Origin of the sequence: Rhizobium sp. CF080, assembly GCF_000282095.2 — a bacterium.
Lineage (GTDB): Bacteria > Pseudomonadota > Alphaproteobacteria > Rhizobiales > Rhizobiaceae > Neorhizobium.
On sequence record NZ_AKKC02000002.1, the window covers coordinates 691827 to 708631 of the forward strand.

13 protein-coding genes are annotated in these 16805 nt (G+C 63.5%); 7 read left to right on the forward strand and 6 right to left on the reverse strand.

The window, feature by feature from the left end; all coding sequences use genetic code 11:
* Window positions 1–2 precede the first annotated feature (2 nt).
* The 5 genes from scpA to PMI07_RS04655 form a co-directional block, all read right to left on the reverse strand.
* Window positions 3–2141: a methylmalonyl-CoA mutase gene (gene scpA / locus PMI07_RS04635; protein WP_024163560.1), complete on the reverse strand. Its 2139-nt coding sequence runs from the start codon at window positions 2139–2141 to the stop codon at window positions 3–5.
* Window positions 2141–4171, reverse strand: coding sequence for an acetyl/propionyl/methylcrotonyl-CoA carboxylase subunit alpha (locus PMI07_RS04640; RefSeq protein ID WP_037085537.1), 2031 nt, complete (start codon window positions 4169–4171; stop codon window positions 2141–2143). The genes scpA and PMI07_RS04640 overlap by 1 nt, the downstream gene beginning before the upstream one ends.
* A 5-nt stretch (window positions 4172–4176) precedes the next feature.
* A complete protein-coding gene (locus tag PMI07_RS04645) occupies window positions 4177–4551 on the reverse strand; it encodes a hypothetical protein (protein ID WP_007764505.1) in 375 nt (124 codons plus the stop codon).
* Window positions 4552–4597: 46 nt separating this feature from the next.
* Window positions 4598–6130, reverse strand: coding sequence for an acyl-CoA carboxylase subunit beta (locus tag PMI07_RS04650; RefSeq protein ID WP_007764502.1), 1533 nt, complete (start codon window positions 6128–6130; stop codon window positions 4598–4600).
* A 134-nt stretch (window positions 6131–6264) separates the two neighbouring features.
* A complete protein-coding gene (locus PMI07_RS04655; RefSeq protein ID WP_007764501.1) occupies window positions 6265–7161 on the reverse strand; it encodes a LysR family transcriptional regulator in 897 nt (298 codons plus the stop codon).
* A gap of 211 nt (window positions 7162–7372) precedes the next feature.
* On the opposite strand from PMI07_RS04655, the gene PMI07_RS04660 reads away from it, so the two are divergent.
* The 7 genes from PMI07_RS04660 to PMI07_RS04690 all read left to right on the forward strand — a co-directional run bounded on the left by PMI07_RS04660 (window position 7373) and on the right by PMI07_RS04690 (window position 16052).
* Window positions 7373–8347, forward strand: coding sequence for an ABC transporter permease (locus PMI07_RS04660; protein ID WP_007764500.1), 975 nt, complete (start codon window positions 7373–7375; stop codon window positions 8345–8347).
* The gene (locus PMI07_RS04665) at window positions 8344–9243 is read left to right on the forward strand and encodes an ABC transporter permease (RefSeq protein WP_007764499.1); all 900 of its coding nucleotides are present in this window, start codon (window positions 8344–8346) and stop codon (window positions 9241–9243) included. Before PMI07_RS04660 ends, PMI07_RS04665 begins: the two co-directional genes overlap by 4 nt.
* A 5-nt stretch (window positions 9244–9248) precedes the next feature.
* Complete coding sequence (locus PMI07_RS04670) at window positions 9249–10220, forward strand: ABC transporter ATP-binding protein (protein ID WP_007764498.1); 972 nt, start codon at window positions 9249–9251, stop codon at window positions 10218–10220.
* On the forward strand, window positions 10217–11284 hold the full coding sequence (locus PMI07_RS04675; protein ID WP_007764496.1) for an ABC transporter ATP-binding protein: 1068 nt from the start codon (window positions 10217–10219) through the stop codon (window positions 11282–11284). The genes PMI07_RS04670 and PMI07_RS04675 overlap by 4 nt, the downstream gene beginning before the upstream one ends.
* Window positions 11285–11304: 20 nt before the next feature.
* Window positions 11305–12879: an ABC transporter substrate-binding protein gene (locus PMI07_RS04680; protein ID WP_007764494.1), complete on the forward strand. Its 1575-nt coding sequence runs from the start codon at window positions 11305–11307 to the stop codon at window positions 12877–12879.
* 108 nt (window positions 12880–12987) lie between these two features.
* Window positions 12988–14892 carry a CocE/NonD family hydrolase gene (locus PMI07_RS04685; protein WP_024163561.1) on the forward strand — a complete coding sequence of 635 codons (1905 nt, stop codon included), beginning with the start codon at window positions 12988–12990 and terminating at the stop codon, window positions 14890–14892.
* An 8-nt stretch (window positions 14893–14900) separates the two neighbouring features.
* The gene (locus tag PMI07_RS04690) at window positions 14901–16052 is read left to right on the forward strand and encodes a CapA family protein (protein WP_024163562.1); all 1152 of its coding nucleotides are present in this window, start codon (window positions 14901–14903) and stop codon (window positions 16050–16052) included.
* On the opposite strand, the gene PMI07_RS04695 is transcribed toward PMI07_RS04690, so the two are convergent.
* Window positions 16053–16778 (reverse strand): response regulator, encoded by a 726-nt coding sequence (locus tag PMI07_RS04695; protein WP_007774336.1) that lies wholly within the window; start codon window positions 16776–16778, stop codon window positions 16053–16055.
* Between the last annotated feature and the right edge of the window lie 27 nt (window positions 16779–16805).

Consider the following 16805-nt stretch of genomic DNA (forward strand, 5'->3'; position numbering starts at 1 on the left):
CGTCAGATATTGCGGCGCTTGCCCTCCAGGAGGTCGATGATGGAGTTGGCGGCATCGAGGACGTTGGTGCCGGGGCCGAAGACGGCGGCGATGCCGTGGTCCATCAGGTAGTCGTAGTCCTGGCGCGGTACGACGCCGCCGACCACGACGATGACGTTTTCGGCACCCTTGGCTTTCAGGGCTTCGACCAGCTGGGGCGCGAGCGTCCTGTGGCCGGCGGCGAGCGACGACATGCCGACCACCTGGACCTTTTCCTTCACCGCAAGGTCGGCCGCTTCCTCGGGCGTCTGGAACAGCGGACCGGCGAGAACCTCGAAGCCGATGTCGCCAAAGGCCGAGGCGATTACCTTGGCACCGCGGTCATGGCCGTCCTGGCCGAGCTTGGCGACCATGATCTTGGGCTTGCTGCCGAGCGTTTGAGCGTAGCTGCCAAGCCGCGAGACGATCGTCTTGTATTCCGGATCGTCCTCATAGGCGGGTCCGTAGATATCGCTGACCACTTCCGGCACCGCCGAGTGGTCGCCGAAGGCCTGGCGCATCGCATCGGAGATTTCACCGACGGTGGCGCGGGCGCGGGCGGCTTCGATCGCCACTTCCAGCAGGTTTCCCTCGCCGGTTTCGGCGGCTTCCTCCAGCACTGCAAGCGCCGCCGCAACGCGCCTCGGATCGCGCTGACGCCGCACCTCCTCCAGCCGCTTGATCTGGCCGTTGCGCACGGCGGTGTTGTCGATGGCGAGAATGTCGAGTTCATCCTCGTTCTCGAGCCTGTATTTGTTGACGCCGACGATGATTTCCTCGCCGCGGTCGACGGCGGCCTGGCGGCGGGTGGCGGCTTCCTCGATCAGCCGTTTCGGCAGGCCGTCGGCGACCGCCTTGGTCATGCCGCCCATGGCCTCGACTTCCTCGATCAGTGCCCAGGCCTTTTCGGCAAGCTCGTTGGTGAGGCTCTCGACGTAATAGGAGCCGGCGAGCGGATCGACGACCTTGGTGATGCCGGTCTCGTGGTTCAGGATGAGCTGGGTGTTGCGGGCGATGCGGGCGGAGAAATCGGTCGGCAGCGCCATCGCCTCGTCGAGCGCATTGGTATGCAGCGACTGGGTGCCGCCGAGTACCGCCGACAGCGCCTCATAGGCCGTGCGGATGACGTTGTTATAGGGGTCCTGTTCCTGCAGCGACACGCCCGAGGTCTGGCAGTGGGTGCGCAGCATCAGCGACGAGGATTTTTGAGGCTTGAACTCCTCCATGATCCGCGACCAGAGCAGGCGGGCGGCACGCAGCTTGGCGGCCTCCATGAAGAAGTTCATGCCGATCGCGAAGAAGAAGGACAGCCGGCCGGCAAACTCGTCAACGCTGAGGCCCTTGGCAAGTGCGGCGCGCACATATTCGCGGCCGTCGGCCAGCGTGAAGGCAAGTTCCTGGACGAGCGTCGCACCCGCTTCCTGCATATGATAGCCGGATATCGAGATCGAATTGAACTTCGGCATTTCCTTGGCCGTATATTCGATAATGTCGGCGACGATCCGCATCGAGGGCTCTGGCGGATAGATATAGGTGTTGCGGACCATGAACTCCTTGAGGATGTCGTTCTGGATGGTCCCTGAGAGTTCCGCCCGCGAACAGCCCTGCTCCTCACCGGCGACGATGAAGGAGGCGAGGATCGGGATGACCGCGCCGTTCATGGTCATCGACACCGACATGTCCTTCAGAGGAATACCGTCGAACAAGATCTTCATATCCTCGACCGAATCGATCGCCACCCCCGCCTTGCCGACATCGCCCTCGACACGGGGATGGTCGCTGTCGTAGCCGCGATGGGTGGCGAGGTCGAAGGCGACCGACAGGCCCTTCTGGCCGCCGGCGAGATTGCGGCGGTAGAAGGCGTTCGACGCCTCGGCGGTCGAGAAACCGGCATATTGGCGGATCGTCCAGGGCCGGCCGGCATACATGGTGGCACGCGGGCCGCGCACAAAAGGTTTCATGCCCGGCAGCGAATTGAGGTGATCGATACCCTCGAGATCTTCCGCCGTATAGAGCGGCTGGATGTCGATGCCTTCGGGCGTGTGCCAGACGAGCGTTTCCGGCGAAGCCTTCAGCTCCTTCTCGGCAAGCTTTTCCCAATCCTTCACGGTCTTCTCGGCCATCACTCGAACTCCATGATCAACTCATCGACCGCCAGGCTCTGCCCTTGGCTGGCGGCGACGCGTTTGACAGTGCCCTTGCGTTCGGCTTTCAGGACGTTTTCCATCTTCATCGCCTCGACGGTGGCGAGCGTCTGGCCGGCTTCGACGGCGTCGCCGGCTTTTACCGAGACCGAGGTAATGACACCCGGCATCGGGCAGAGCAGCATCTTCGAGGTGTCCGGCGGCAGTTTGACCGGCATCAGGCGGGCGAGTTCGGCGACGCGGGGCGAACGCACGCGGGCGGTCACGTCCATGCCGCGCCAGCGCAGCCGGACGGCGGAGCCGACGAGGTTGATCTTGACCCCCATCACTGCGCCACCGACATGGAAGCGGGCGTGTTGCTGGCCCGGAAGCCAGCCGCTGGCGACGGAAAGCTGCGTGCCATCGGCAAAGCGGACGCCGGCGCCGTCAGACCCGGTTTCGAGCGTGACGGCCTCCTCGAAGCCGGCGAGCGTCACCACCCAGTCCCTGGCGAGGATCCGGCGGTGATTGCCGATCGTGCCGGAGATTTGCACCGCGCGCTCCTGCAGGGCCTGGTTGATCAGGACGGCGATGGCGGCGAGCTTTTTCGCCGCTGCCGCGTCCGGGTGCACGCCGGAAAAGCCTTCCGGGAATTCCTCGGCGATGAAGGCGGTAGTAATGTTTCCCGAACGGAAACGATGATGATCCATGACCGCCGAGAGGAAGGGCAGGTTGTGGCCGATGCCATCGACCTCGAAATCGTCGAGCGCCTTGCCCATCGCATCGATTGCTTTGAGGCGCGCCGAGGCTCCCTCGCCCTGTGCCCCGTGAGGCGCCCAGGTGCACAGCTTGGCGATCATCGGGTCGTAATACATGGAGATCTCGCCGCCTTCGAAGACGCCGGTATCGTTGCGCACCACCGTGCCGTCGTGCTGCCGGCCTTCCGCCGGCGGGCGATAGCGGGTGAGCCGGCCGATCGACGGCAGGAAATTACGATATGGATCCTCGGCATAAAGCCGGCTTTCGATTGCCCAGCCGTTAAGCTTGACGTCGTCCTGACCGAAGGACAGCTTTTCGCCGGACGCAACGCGGATCATCTGTTCGACGAGATCGATGCCGGTGACGAGTTCGGTGACCGGGTGCTCCACCTGCAGGCGGGTGTTCATCTCGAGGAAATAGAAATTGCGGTTGCCGTCGACGATGAACTCCACCGTGCCGGCGGAGAAATAACCGACCGCCCTGGCGAGTGCGACCGCCTGTTCGCCCATGGCCTTTCGGGTGGCCGCGTCGAGGAAAGGCGACGGGGCCTCCTCGATGACCTTCTGATTGCGGCGCTGGATCGAGCATTCGCGCTCGCCGAGATAAAGCGTATTGCCGTGCTGATCACCCAGAACCTGGATTTCGATATGGCGGGGCTGGTCGACGAATTTTTCGATGAAGATGCGGTCGTCGCCGAAGGAATTCTTCGCCTCGTTGCGGGAGGATTGGAAACCCTCGCGCGCCTCGGCGTCGTTCCAGGCGATACGCATGCCCTTGCCGCCGCCACCGGCGGACGCCTTGATCATCACCGGATAACCGATCGAGGCGGAGATTTTCACCGCTTCCTCGGCATCCTCGATCAGGCCCATATGGCCGGGAACCGTGGAGACGCCTGCTTCGGCGGCGATCTTCTTCGAGGTGATCTTGTCGCCCATCGCCTGGATGGCTTTCACCGGCGGGCCGATGAAGGCGACGCCTTCCTTTTCGAGGGCCTGAGCGAAGGCAGCGTTTTCGGACAGGAAGCCGTAGCCCGGATGCACGGCATCGGCGCCGGTCTTCCGGATCGCATCGAGAATTTTGTCGATGACGATGTAGGACTGGCTGGAGGGTGCCGGCCCGATATGCACCGCTTCGTCGGCCATCCGCACATGCAGCGCCTCGGCATCCGCGTCGGAATATACGGCGACCGTCTTGATGCCCATCCTGCGTGCCGTCTTGATGACCCGGCAGGCGATCTCGCCACGGTTGGCGATGAGGATTTTTTTAAACACCGCCATCAGACCTCCAGGACGTCTTCGAAAGCCTGGGGGAAGTTTTTCCGCGCCAGGCTCTCGTTGATACGCAACATCGCCTGGTAGGAGGCGGGGTCGAACGTGCGGTCTGCCGGGATCACCTCCCGCCCCAGCAAACGCGACAATCTCTCGCCATCGAGATTGCCGCGCTCAAAGGGTTCCGCTCCAAAATAATGCCAAAGGGAATGCATGAAGGCGGTATCGGCCAGAGCAACCGTCTGATCCCGGCTGAGATGGCGCGGCCATTGTCCCAACACCGTCACCTTGGGATTCGCCCGGCGAATGGTGAACTGCCACTGCGTTCCAGTTAAACCCGACGGAAAGCCACGATGTTTGGTCATTTCGGGGATTTTGGGCATCATGGTCTCCTCGGGTATTTCATGGCTGCTGCCGCTGTTGGGGGCATTACAACGGGATCGTGTCGTGTTTTTTCCAATGCGTCGTCACCTGCTTGTTGCGCAGCGAGGCGAACGCGCGGGCGATACGGCGGCGAGACGAATGCGGCATGATCACCTCGTCGATGAAGCCGCGTTCGGCTGCCACAAACGGATTGGCGAAACGCTCTTCATATTCCTTGGTGCGCGCGGCGATCTTGTCCGCATCGCCGAGTTCCGAGCGATAGAGGATTTCGGTGGCTCCCTTGGCTCCCATGACGGCGATCTCGGCGGTCGGCCAGGCGTAGTTGAAATCGGCGCCGATATGTTTCGAGGCCATGACGTCATAGGCGCCGCCATAGGCTTTGCGGGTGATCAGCGTCACCATCGGAACGGTCGCCTCGGAATAGGCAAAGAGTAGTTTCGCGCCATGCTTGATGACGCCGCCATATTCCTGCGCGACGCCGGGCAGGAAGCCCGGCACATCGACCAGCGTCAGGATCGGGATCGAGAAGGCATCGCAGAATCGCACGAAACGGGCCGCCTTTCGGGAACTGTCGATATCGAGGCAGCCGGCGAGCACCATCGGCTGGTTGGCGACGACGCCGACCGTCTGGCCTTCGAGGCGAAGGAAGCCGGTGATGATGTTCCTCGCATAGGCTTCCTGGATCTCGAAAAAATCGCCCTCGTCGGCGATCGCGAGGATCAGTTCCTTCATGTCGTAGGGTTTTGCAGCGCTATCCGGGATCAGGCTGTCGAGGCGGTTTTCGATGCGGGCCGGATCGTCGTGGAAGGGGCGGACCGGCGGTTTTTCGCGGTTGTTCAAGGGCAGGAAGTCGAAGAGCTGGCGGACGGCTTCGAGCGCCTCGATATCGTTCTCGAAGGCGGCATCGGCGACCGAGGATTTTTTCGTGTGGGTGCCCGCGCCGCCGAGCTCTTCGGCGGTGACGATCTCGTTGGTGACGGTCTTCACCACGTCGGGGCCGGTGACGAACATGTAGGATGAATCGCGCACCATGAAGATGAAGTCGGTCATGGCAGGCGAATAGACCGCGCCGCCCGCGCAGGGCCCCATGATGACAGAAATCTGCGGCACGACGCCGGAGGCTTCGGCATTGCGGCGAAAAACTTCCGCGTAGCCGGCGAGCGAGGCAACGCCTTCCTGGATGCGCGCGCCGCCGGAATCGTTCAGCCCGATCACCGGCGCGCCGACGCGCACGGCCATGTCCATGATCTTGCAGATTTTCTGGGCATGGGTTTCCGACAGCGAGCCGCCGAGAACCGTAAAGTCCTGGGAAAAGACGTAGACCTGGCGGCCGTTGATCGTGCCCCAGCCGGTAACGACGCCGTCGCCCGCGACCTTCTGTTCGGCCATGCCGAAATCGACCGCCCGGTGGGTGACATACATGTCGAACTCCTCGAAGGAGCCCTCGTCGAGCAGGACCTCGATGCGCTCGCGCGCCGTCAGCTTGCCCTTGGCATGCTGCGCCTCGATGCGCTTTTCGCCGCCGCCGAGCCTTGCCTCCGCCCGTCGTTTTTCGACCTCTCCCAGAACTGCTCGCATGTTTGCTCCCGGTATTCTCTTGGGCATTACTTAGCGTCTTGCGGGCCTACGGGAAACCGCGGAACGCGCATCTATACGAATTGATAAGAGCGCGAGCCGGAAAATGCAAAATGCTCGAACGCTCATGGCGCCGATCAAAGCGCCGTTTCGTCGGAATTCGTCTTGATGATGTTGATGAAGGCTTCGGCCGTCCAGGAGAGCGGTGCGCCGGGCATGGTGATGATACCGTAGTCGGCCACCTTGTCCGGCAGGAAAGGCCGCATGGCGATCGCGTCGCTGCGGAAGAATTCGGCGATCAGCGACGGCACGATGGCGATGCCAAGGCCTTGCGCCGCGCAGGCGCAGGCGGTTTCGACCGAATGGACTTCGAGGCTGCAGCGGTAGCTCGGCACCATGCGGCGCAGCTCGTGTTCCAGCTCGTTGCGGTTGATGCGCTGCCGGCCGAGCAGGATCAGGTCGTTGCGGGCGAGATCGTTGACATCGATCGCCTGCTTGGCCGCCAGCGGATGGCCGGCAGGCATGACGCAGGTCGTGCCGCTGGTGAAGAGCGGGCGGGTGTCGAAGGAATGTTCCTCCGGCGGCAGGCGGACGAAGCCGAGATCGGCGACCCGGCCGCGCACCATCCGCTCGATCGCATCATAGGGGCCGCTGAGGATTTCAACCGTCACCCGCGGATGATCGGCCTTGAAGCGGGCGAGGATCGGCGGCAGCATGGTGGTCGCCAGGCTGTGCGGGAAGGCGACACGGATGAGCGCCTCCCCAAAAGCTCCCGAGCGGACGTCGCCGACCTTGACGCGCAACCGGGCGACGCTCTGGGCGACGTCATCCACCTCGTCGACCAGCAAATGCGCTTCCGGCCGCGGGATCAGCCGGCCCTTGTCGCGCAGGAAAAGCTCGCGGCCGATCTCTTCTTCCAGCGAGGCAAGCTGGCGGCTGATCGCCGACTGCGACAGGCCGAGTTGGGCAGCGGCCGCCATGGTCGAGCCGGTATCCATGATCGTCTTGAAGATTTCGAGCTGCTTGAAATTCATGCCGCGATCCTACGGAAGGCGGCGGCGAACACAAGCGAAGACATCGAACAGGGTTCCCGCACACAAAACGCATAGGATCATGCGTTTCGCGCATAATATTGCGCATCCTCCCCGGCTCGCTATCGTCGGCGTCAACTAAGAGAAAAAAGGGAACGTCTTTCATGAAAATTCTCTGTCCCTGCGGGACAAAGGGTAAGCGGGAGCGCACGCTATGACGGTTTTCGTCATCCGCCGCTTCCTGCAGAGCATCGCCGTCCTGATCGTGACCGCGGTGATCGTCTTCATCGGCATCTATGCGATCGGCGATCCGGCCGAGATGCTGATCGCCCCGGATGCGAGCCCCGCGGAACGCGCCCAGGTGGTCGCCTCGCTCGGCCTCGACAAGCCGCTCTGGGAACAGTTCTTCACCTTTGCCTGGAACGCGCTCCACGGCGACCTCGGCCGTTCCTTCGTCTTCAACCGCCCCTCCATCGCGCTCATCTTCGAACGCCTGCCGGCGACGCTGGAACTGACGCTGACCGGCCTCGTCTTCGCGCTGGTGCTCGGCATTCCGCTCGGCCTCGTGTCCGGCCTGAAGCCGAACAGCCCCACCGACGAAGTGATCATGACCGGCTCGATCTTCGGCTTCTCGCTGCCGAGCTTCTGGCAGGGCATGATGCTGATCATGATCTTTTCCGTCTGGCTCGGCTGGCTGCCGTCGACCGGGCGCGGGCAGATGGGCGAGTTCCTCGGCATCCGTTCGAGCCTGTTCACGCTGGACGGCCTGACGCACCTCATCCTGCCGGCGATCAATCTGTCGCTCTTCAAGCTGTCGCTGGTGATCCGCCTGACCCGCACCGGCGTGCGCGAGACCATGCCGCTCGATTTCGTGAAATTCGCCCGCGCCAAGGGCGTTTCCGAGCGCCGCATCGTCTTCGTGCATGTGTTCAAGAACATCCTGATCCCACTGATCACCGTGATCGGCCTGGAACTCGGCAGCATGCTGGCCTTTGCGGTCGTCACCGAGACGATCTTCGCCTGGCCGGGGATCGGCAAGCTGCTGATCGACAGCATCATGCGGCTCGACCGGCCGGTCGTGGTCGCCTACCTGCTGGTCATCGTCAGCCTGTTCATCTTCATCAATTTCGTGGTCGATGTGCTTTATTCGCTGGTCGATCCGCGCGTCCGGCTGGGAGGCGCCCAATGAACGCCCGCGCCCTATTCGCCGAAGACATGCTGCTTGGCCGGCTGGTTTTCGGCATTTCCCGCAGCCCGAAGGCGGTCGTGGCCGCCGTCGTCTGTATCATCCTGCTGTTTGCCGCGGTCATCGGGCCCTATCTCACGCCCCAGAACCCGTTCGATCTCGCGGTCCTCGACATCCTCGATTCCAAGCTGCCGCCTGGTTCACAAAGCATGGACGGCATGAACTACTGGCTCGGCACCGACGGCCAGGGCCGCGACATGTTCTCGGCGATGATCTATGGGTTGCGCACCAGCCTCGGGGTCGGCGTGTTCTCCGGCATCGTCGCGCTTCTGGTCGGCACAGTGCTCGGGCTGATCGCCGCCTATTTCGGCGGGCGTATCGACACGCTGATCATGCGGGTCGTCGACCTGATGCTCGGTTTTCCGACCATTCTCGTGGCGCTGATGCTGCTGGCGCTTCTCGGCCAAGGCCTCTGGAAGGTGATCTTCGCGCTGATCCTGGTGCAGTGGGCGACATTTGCCCGCGCCGTCAGGAGCGCCGCGCTTGTCGAAAAGAACAAGGATTATGTCGAGGCGGCGGTGACGCTCGGGATCGGCACACCGCGCATCCTCATTGGCCATATCCTGCCGAACTGTCTGCCGCCGCTGATCGTCATCGGCATGCTGCAGGTGGCGAACGCCATTTCGGCCGAGGCGACGCTTTCCTTCCTCGGCATCGGCCTGCCGATCACCGAGCCGTCGCTCGGGCTGCTGATCGCCAACGGCTACCAGCTTCTGATGTCCGGCGAATACTGGATCAGCGTCTATCCGGGCGTGCTGCTGCTCGTGCTGGTCTTCTCGATCAATATCGTCGGCGACCGGCTGCGCGAAGTCCTCAACCCCCGACTGGGTGAAAGGTGAGCGCGATGACACCCGTCCTCGAAGTCAAAAACCTTTCCACCCATTTCATGACCCGCCGCGGCGTGCTGAAGGCCGTCGACGACGTGAGCTTCACGGTCGGTGAGCGCGAGATCGTCGGCCTGGTCGGCGAATCCGGCTCCGGCAAGTCGATCACCGGCTTCTCGATCCTCGGCCTCGTCGATCCGCCCGGCCGGGTGGTCAGTGGCCAGATCCTGTTCAACGGCGAAGACCTGCTGACGAAGTCCCCAACAGCCATGCGGGCCATCCGTGGCAAGCGCATCGCGATGATCTTCCAGGATCCGATGATGACGCTGAACCCGGTTCTCTCGGTCGCCACCCAGATGATCGAGACCGTGCAGGCGCATGACCGGGTTTCGCGCGCAGAAGCCCGTGCGCGGTCGCGCGATGCGCTCGGCCTTGTCGGCATTCCCTCGCCGGAAGAGCGGCTCGATTCCTATCCGCACCAGTTTTCCGGTGGCATGCGCCAGCGTGTGGCGATCGCCATCGCGCTTCTGCACCGGCCGGACCTGATCATCGCCGACGAACCGACGACGGCGCTCGATGTGACGATCCAGTCGCAGATCCTGTTCGAGATCAAGCGGCTGGCTGCCGAATTCGGCATGGCGCTGATCTGGATCAGCCACGACCTCGGCGTTGTCGCCGCACTCGCGGACCGGATCATGGTCATGTATGCGGGCCGGATCGTCGAGGCGGGCCAGGTCGACGGCGTGCTGACAGCGCCCCGCCATCCCTATACGTCCGGCCTGCTCAGCGCCGTGCCCGCCGCCGTGCCGCGTGGAGAGCCGCTCCGGCCGATCCCCGGTTTCGCGCCGTCGCCGCTGTCGCGTCCCTCCGGCTGCGCCTTCCGCGACCGTTGCGCCCGCGCCACCGATCTCTGCGCCACCGAACCGATGCTGGAGATCGCCGCCGGCCGCGAGTTCCGCTGCTTCCACCCCCATCTCTGGAGCGCCGCATGACGAACCCGATCGTGGAAGCCGTGCCACTTGTAGAAGCAGTGGATGTCAGCCGGCGGTTTTCCCGCAAGCTCGACTATGCGGAAAAGATCGCCAATCTGTTCGGCGCCGGGCTTGAGGAAAAGACCGTGCATGCGGTCGATGAGGTCAACCTCGCCGTCTATCCGGGGGAGGTGGTCGGCCTGGTCGGCGAATCCGGCTGCGGGAAATCGACGCTCGGCCGGGTGATGGCGGGCATCATGCCGGCGAGCGGCGGCGAGGTGCGCTGGAAGGGCCAGCCACTGACCTCCCTGCAGGGCGACGACAAACGCGCCATGCGGCTTTCCGCCCAGATGATCTTCCAGGACCCGATGTCGACGCTCAATCCGCGCAAGCGGGTGATCGACCTGATCGGCGAAGCGCCCAAAGTGCATGGCATCGTCAAGGGTCGCGAGATGCGCGACTATGTCGCTTCGCTCGCCGAGCGCGTCGGTCTCGATGCCACTTATCTCGACCGCTATCCGCACCAGTTCTCCGGCGGCCAGCGGCAGCGCATCGGCATTGCCCGGGCGCTGGCGGTGAAGCCGAAGCTGCTCGTCTGCGACGAATCCGTCGCCGCCCTCGATGTGTCGATCCAGGCGCAGATCCTCAACCTGTTCATGGACCTGAAACGGGAATTCGGGCTGACCTATCTGTTCATCAGCCACGATCTCGGCGTGGTGAAACATATCTGCGACCGGGTGGTCGTCATGTATCTCGGCCGCGTCGTCGAAATCGCGACGCCGGACGAGCTCTTCGACAATCCGAAACACCCCTATACCCAGGCGCTGATCCGCGAACTGCCGTCGGTCAGTGACCGCCGCCGGGTGTTCACGCCGATCAAGGGCGAGATCCCCTCACCGCTCCATCCACCACCGGGATGCCATTTCCATCCCCGCTGTCCGATGGCCTTCGACCGTTGCCGCGTGGAACGGCCGGCCTTGAAGGAAAACGCGGCCAAGGTCGCTGGTCGTCATGTCAGTGCCTGCCACCTGAACGATCTTGCCGCCAACCAGACAACAAATGCCACGGCCGAACCGGCCATCTAAAAACGAAGGGAACAGATATAATGAAACCGATGAAATTTCTCCTGGCCGGGGTTGCGGCCTCGGTCATCGCCCTGAGCGCGGCTCAGGCCGCTGACCTGATACTCGGCAGCGCCACCGAGCCGTCGGCGATCGATCCGCAGTTCTCGCGCACCGGCAACAACCAGAACATCGCCATGCAGGTCTTCGACCGCCTGGTGCAGACCGACGCAGCGATCAATATCGAGCCGGCGCTCGCTGTTTCCTGGACCAATATCGATCCCCTGACCTGGCAGATCAAGCTGCGCGACGGCGTCAAGTTCCACGACGGCAACCCGCTGACGGCCGAGGACGTGATCTTCTCGCTCACGCGCGCCAAGGACATCCCGAACAGCCCGGCGCCGTTCTCCGGCAACGTCGCGGCGATCGACAGCATGAAGGCGATCGACAACCTGACGGTCGAGTTCAAGACCAAGAAGCCGACGCCCGATTTCATCGAGCAGGTCGGTTTCGTTTACATCGTCGAGAAGAAGGTCGCCCAGGGCGCTTCGATCGAAGACTTCAACAGCGGCAAGGCGGCGATCGGCACCGGTGCCTACAAGTTCAAGTCCTGGACGCCGGGCGACAACTTGGCCCTCACCCGCAACGACGCCTTCTGGGGCAAGAAGCAGGACTTCGACAACGTCACGATCAAGTTCATCTCCAATGATGCGTCGCGCGTCGCTGCCCTTCGCTCCGGCGCCGTCGACCTGATCGACGCCGTGCCGCCGGGCGACATCAAGACCCTCCAGGGCATTTCCGGCCTCAAGGTCTTCTCGATCGCCTCGGCCCGCATGATCTACCTCGCGCTCGACAGCGCCCGCGACAAGACGCCTTTTATCACCGACAAGGATGGCAAGCCGCTCGACAAGAACCCGCTGAAGGACGTCAAGGTCCGTACGGCGCTGTCCGAACTCGTCAACCGCCAGCTGATCATCGACCGCATTCTCGACGGTTCGGCGGAAGCGGCAGGCCAGCTGGTGCCGAACGGTGTCGCCGGCAATGATCCGTCGATCAAGGTGCCCGCCATGAACGCCGAGAACGCCAAGAAGCTGCTGGCGGATGCCGGCTACAAGGACGGTTTCGGCATCACCATCCACACCTCCAACGACCGCTTCCCGGGCGATTCGGAAGTGGCGCAGGCGCTCGGCCAGATGTTCGCCCGCGGCGGCCTAAAGGTGAACGGCGTCGTCGCCCAGCCCTATAACGTCTATACCAAGGGTGCCGGGGCCGGCGAATTCTCGGCCTTCATCTTCTCGCTCGGCAACTCGACGCCGACGTCTGCGACCGGCCTTCGCAACCTCCTGATGACCGTCAACAAGGATGCCGGCACCGGTTCGTTCAACCGGACAAAATACTCGAACCCGGCCTTCGACGAGGCGATGCGCGCCGCAACCGCCGAGTTCGACGTCAAGAAGCGCGTGGAACTGCTGCAGAAGGCCACCAAGATGGTGTTCGCCGACGTGCCGGTCATCCCGCTCTACTGGCAGAAGGTCCACTGGGCCGGCAAGGCGAACCTCTCCTACGTCGCCAACATGACGGAAGACACCAGCGCGACGCTTGCCGGCATCGCCAAGTAAGTTTGGGTCTTGCTGCGGCCCTCATTCCGGGGCCGCAACATCCCGGGCCGGCCTGACGTGTGGTGGGGCCGGCCCGGGCATTGATTTGCCAATTTTGAGGACATGGACATGGATACCCTGACGCCATCGCGCTTCGAGGTGATTGCCGACGATGTGATCGTCGAACGCGATGTGATGGTGACGATGCGGGACGGCATCAAGCTCGCAACCGACGTCTACCGGCCGGCCAAGGACGGCAAGGTGATCGAAGGCCGGCTGCCGGCAATCATGGAACGCACGCCCTACGGCAAGGCGGAACGCTCGCGTTCCGAGATCGAAGTGGGCATGGCGGAGCCGATGAAGCGCAATGAGGTGGCTAGCTATTTCGTCCGGGCGGGATATGCCGTGATCTACCAGGATTGCCGTGGCCGCCACAATTCCGAGGGCGAATTCAGCAAATACATTTCCGAAGCCGCGGACGGCTACGATACGGCCCGCTGGCTGGTGGAACAGGCCTGGTCCAACGGCCAGTTCGGCACGATGGGCCTTTCCTATGCGGCGCATACGCAGGCCGCGCTCGCCTGCCTCAACCCGCCGGGGCTGGCCTGCATGGTGATGGATTCCGGCGGATTTTCGAACGCCTACCAATGCGGCATCCGCCAGGGCGGTGCCTTTGAACTGAAGCAGGCGACCTGGGCCTACAATCAGGCGATCGGCGAGGGCGATGAACTGGCCCGCGCGGCGATCGAGGCGGAGGATATCCACGCCTGGTTCAACGTCATGCCCTGGAGCGAAGGCGTCTCGCCGGTGCGCTGGATGCCGGAATATGAGAACTACCTGCTCGACCAGTGGCGCAGCGGCACGTTCGACGAAAGCTGGCGCCGCGTCGGGCTTTATATGGAAGGGTTCTACGAGACCTTTCCGGAAGTGCCTATCGTGCTGATGTCGAGCTGGTACGATGCCTATGTGAAATCGACGCTCGACAACTATCGCGGCCTCTCGGCCAAGGACAGCCGGCCGCTGCAGCTGATCATGGGGCCGTGGCTGCACGGCAACCGCAACACGACTCTCGCCGGCGATACCTCCTTCGGCCCCGCCGCGCCGCTTGGCGGCAACGTCATGGAAAGCTGGCTCGCGTTTCGCCGCAACTGGTTCGACCACTGGCTGAAGGGCAAGGACAATACGGTTTCGCAGGAGCCGGTGGTCCGTGCCTTCGTGATGGGCGGCGGATCCGGCACGCGCAATGCCGATGGCCGGCTGGACCACGGCGGACACTGGATCGAGGCGAGTGACTGGCCGCTGCCCGGGACGGAATTCCGCAACTACTATATCCATGAAAACGGCTCGCTTTCGACCGAAAAGCCGAAGGACGATGCCGCGTCCTTCACCTACGACTTCGATCCCAAGGACCCGGTCCCGACCATTGGCGGTTCGCTGACCAGCGGCCAGCCGATCTTCGAGGGCGGCGGTTTCGACCAGCGCGAGGGTGAGAAGTTCTACGGCTCCAAACATCCGGGCCTGCCACTTTCGGCGCGTGCCGACGTGCTTTCCTTCGAGACCGAACCGCTCGCCGAGGATGTCGCCGTGGTCGGGCCGATCACGGTCGAGCTCTACGTCTCATCCGACGCGCCGGACACCGATTTCACCGCGAAACTCGTCGACGTCTATCCGCCGAGCAAGGACTATCCGACCGGTTACGCGCTCAACATCACCGACGGGATCATCCGCTGCCGTTATCGCAACTCCTTCGAAAAGCCGGAGCCGATCGTCAAGGGAGAGGTGTTCAAGGTAACGATCGAGCCGTTCGCGACTGCCAACCTGTTCGCCAAGGGTCACCGCATCAGGGTTGATATCTCATCGTCCAACTTCCCGAAGTACGATATAAATCCAAATAGCTATGCGCCGGAGGGCCGGGGACGCACAAGCCAAGTGGCCCGCAACACGGTTTTCTGCGATGGTACGCGGCCATCTGCCATCCGCCTGCCGATCGTCGGCGGAGCGGCAATGGTGGCGCTGAAGCCCATCGCGAAATGAACTGAACCATGCTTACCGTCGCCGTTACCGGCCAGATCCTGATCCACGGCCCCCTCGACCTCTGCGGCGAGGGACAGGCCGAGGTGCGGGATTTCCTGGAGGCGGATGTCGCCTTCGGCAACCTGGAGGCGACGGTCGAGACCGCAGGCGCCTGGCCGACCAAGACGAAGACGCTGCATCTGGCCTCACCGGAAGCGCTCGTCTCGGTGCGGGAACTGGGGTTTCACGCGGTGACGCATGCCAACAACCACGCCTTCGATCTCGGCCCGCCGGGCATTGCTTCGACCCGCGCCGCGGTGGAGGCGGCCGGGCTGGTGCTCGCCGGTAGCGGATCGGATATCGAGCGAGCCGCCGCGCCGGTGATCGTGCCGGGACCCTATAAATCGCTCGCGATCTTCTCCGTCGATCTCGGGCCGCAACCGGACATCAACTACGCCTCGGCCGAGCGCGGCGGCATTGCCCCGTTGCGGGTGAAGCGGACGGTGAGCGTGCCAACCGCCGAATTCGAGACGCTGAAGCGGATCGTCGGGACGCTCGGTGACGACAAGCGCGGCGCGGCGCGTGCCGCCGTCGGTTATGATGTGGGCGAACGCCCGGAGCTGGACCTCTTCGGCACGCCCGTCGTTGCCGGTCACTCGATCGCTGCACGCTGGATTGCCGATGGGAAGGACATGCAGCGGCTTGTCGACGGCATCGGCGCCGCAAAGGCGATAGGGGACCTGGTCGCCGTGGCGATCCACGGCCATCACTGGGATTCGAACTGGAAAACAACGCCCGACTGGCTGCTGGACCTCTGTCGCGGCCTGATCGACAACGGCGCGGACCTCATCCTCGGCACCGGCGCGCCGGTCATGCAGCCACTCGTCTTTCATCGCGGACGGGCGATCATCGCCGGCCTCGGCAACTTCGTCTTCCACACCGGGCGGCCGGCGACCTATGACGAGAAGGGTGTGGATGTCTGGCGCAGCGCCGCAATCCGGCTGACGCTTGCCGATGACGGCGCGTGCGAACGGCTCGAGCTGCTGCCGATTTCGGTCGGCAGGCCGACGGAGCATGGCTTGCCTTTGGGGCCGGTTCCGCTGCGAGGCTCCGACGCGGACGATATCAGGAAAAGAGCCCTTTCCGGGCTTTCGGCTGCAGACCGGCAGTGCGTCGTCTGATCAGCCGAGCTTGCCGGTGAAAATGTAACCGACGCCGCGAACAGCCTTGATGAGCTGGGGGTGCTTGACGTCCGCCTCGATCTTGCGGCGCAGCCGGACGATCTGGGCGTCGATCGTGCGGTCGAAGGCATCGAGCTGTCGCCCTCTCGTGGTGTCCATCAGGAAATCGCGCGTTAGCACCCGGCCGGCATGCTGGACGAAGGCCGCCAGCATGTCGAATTCGCCCGTCGTCAGTTCGACTTCCCCATCGTCGGCAGACAGCAGCTGGCGCCTCGAAAGATTGAGCGTCCATCCTTCGAAGCGGACGATCTTCTCCTCGTTTTCCTCGGGCTTCGGCTGAGCCGGCTGGCGCCGCCTAAGGATGGATTTCAGCCGGGCATGCACTTCGCGCAGGTGGAACGGCTTTGCGATATAATCGTCCGCGCCGATCTCGATGCCGATGATCCGGTCGACCACGTCGTCGCGGCCGGTCAGCATCATGATCGGAACGTCCGATTGCATCCGGATTTCCCGCGCCAGATCGAAGCCATCCTGGCCGCCGGGAAGCGAGAGATCGAGCAGGATGATGTCGACCTCCTGTCTCTTCAGCTGAGCGCGCATTTCCTGCCCGTCGGATACCGCGCTGACGGCATATCCTTCGCCCTCGAAATACCGCGTCAACATCTGGCGGATTCGGGGATCGTCGTCGACGACGAGGATGTTGGCGGAACTTGCGGGGGATGACATCAACAGGGAACCGGCGTGTTACAGATT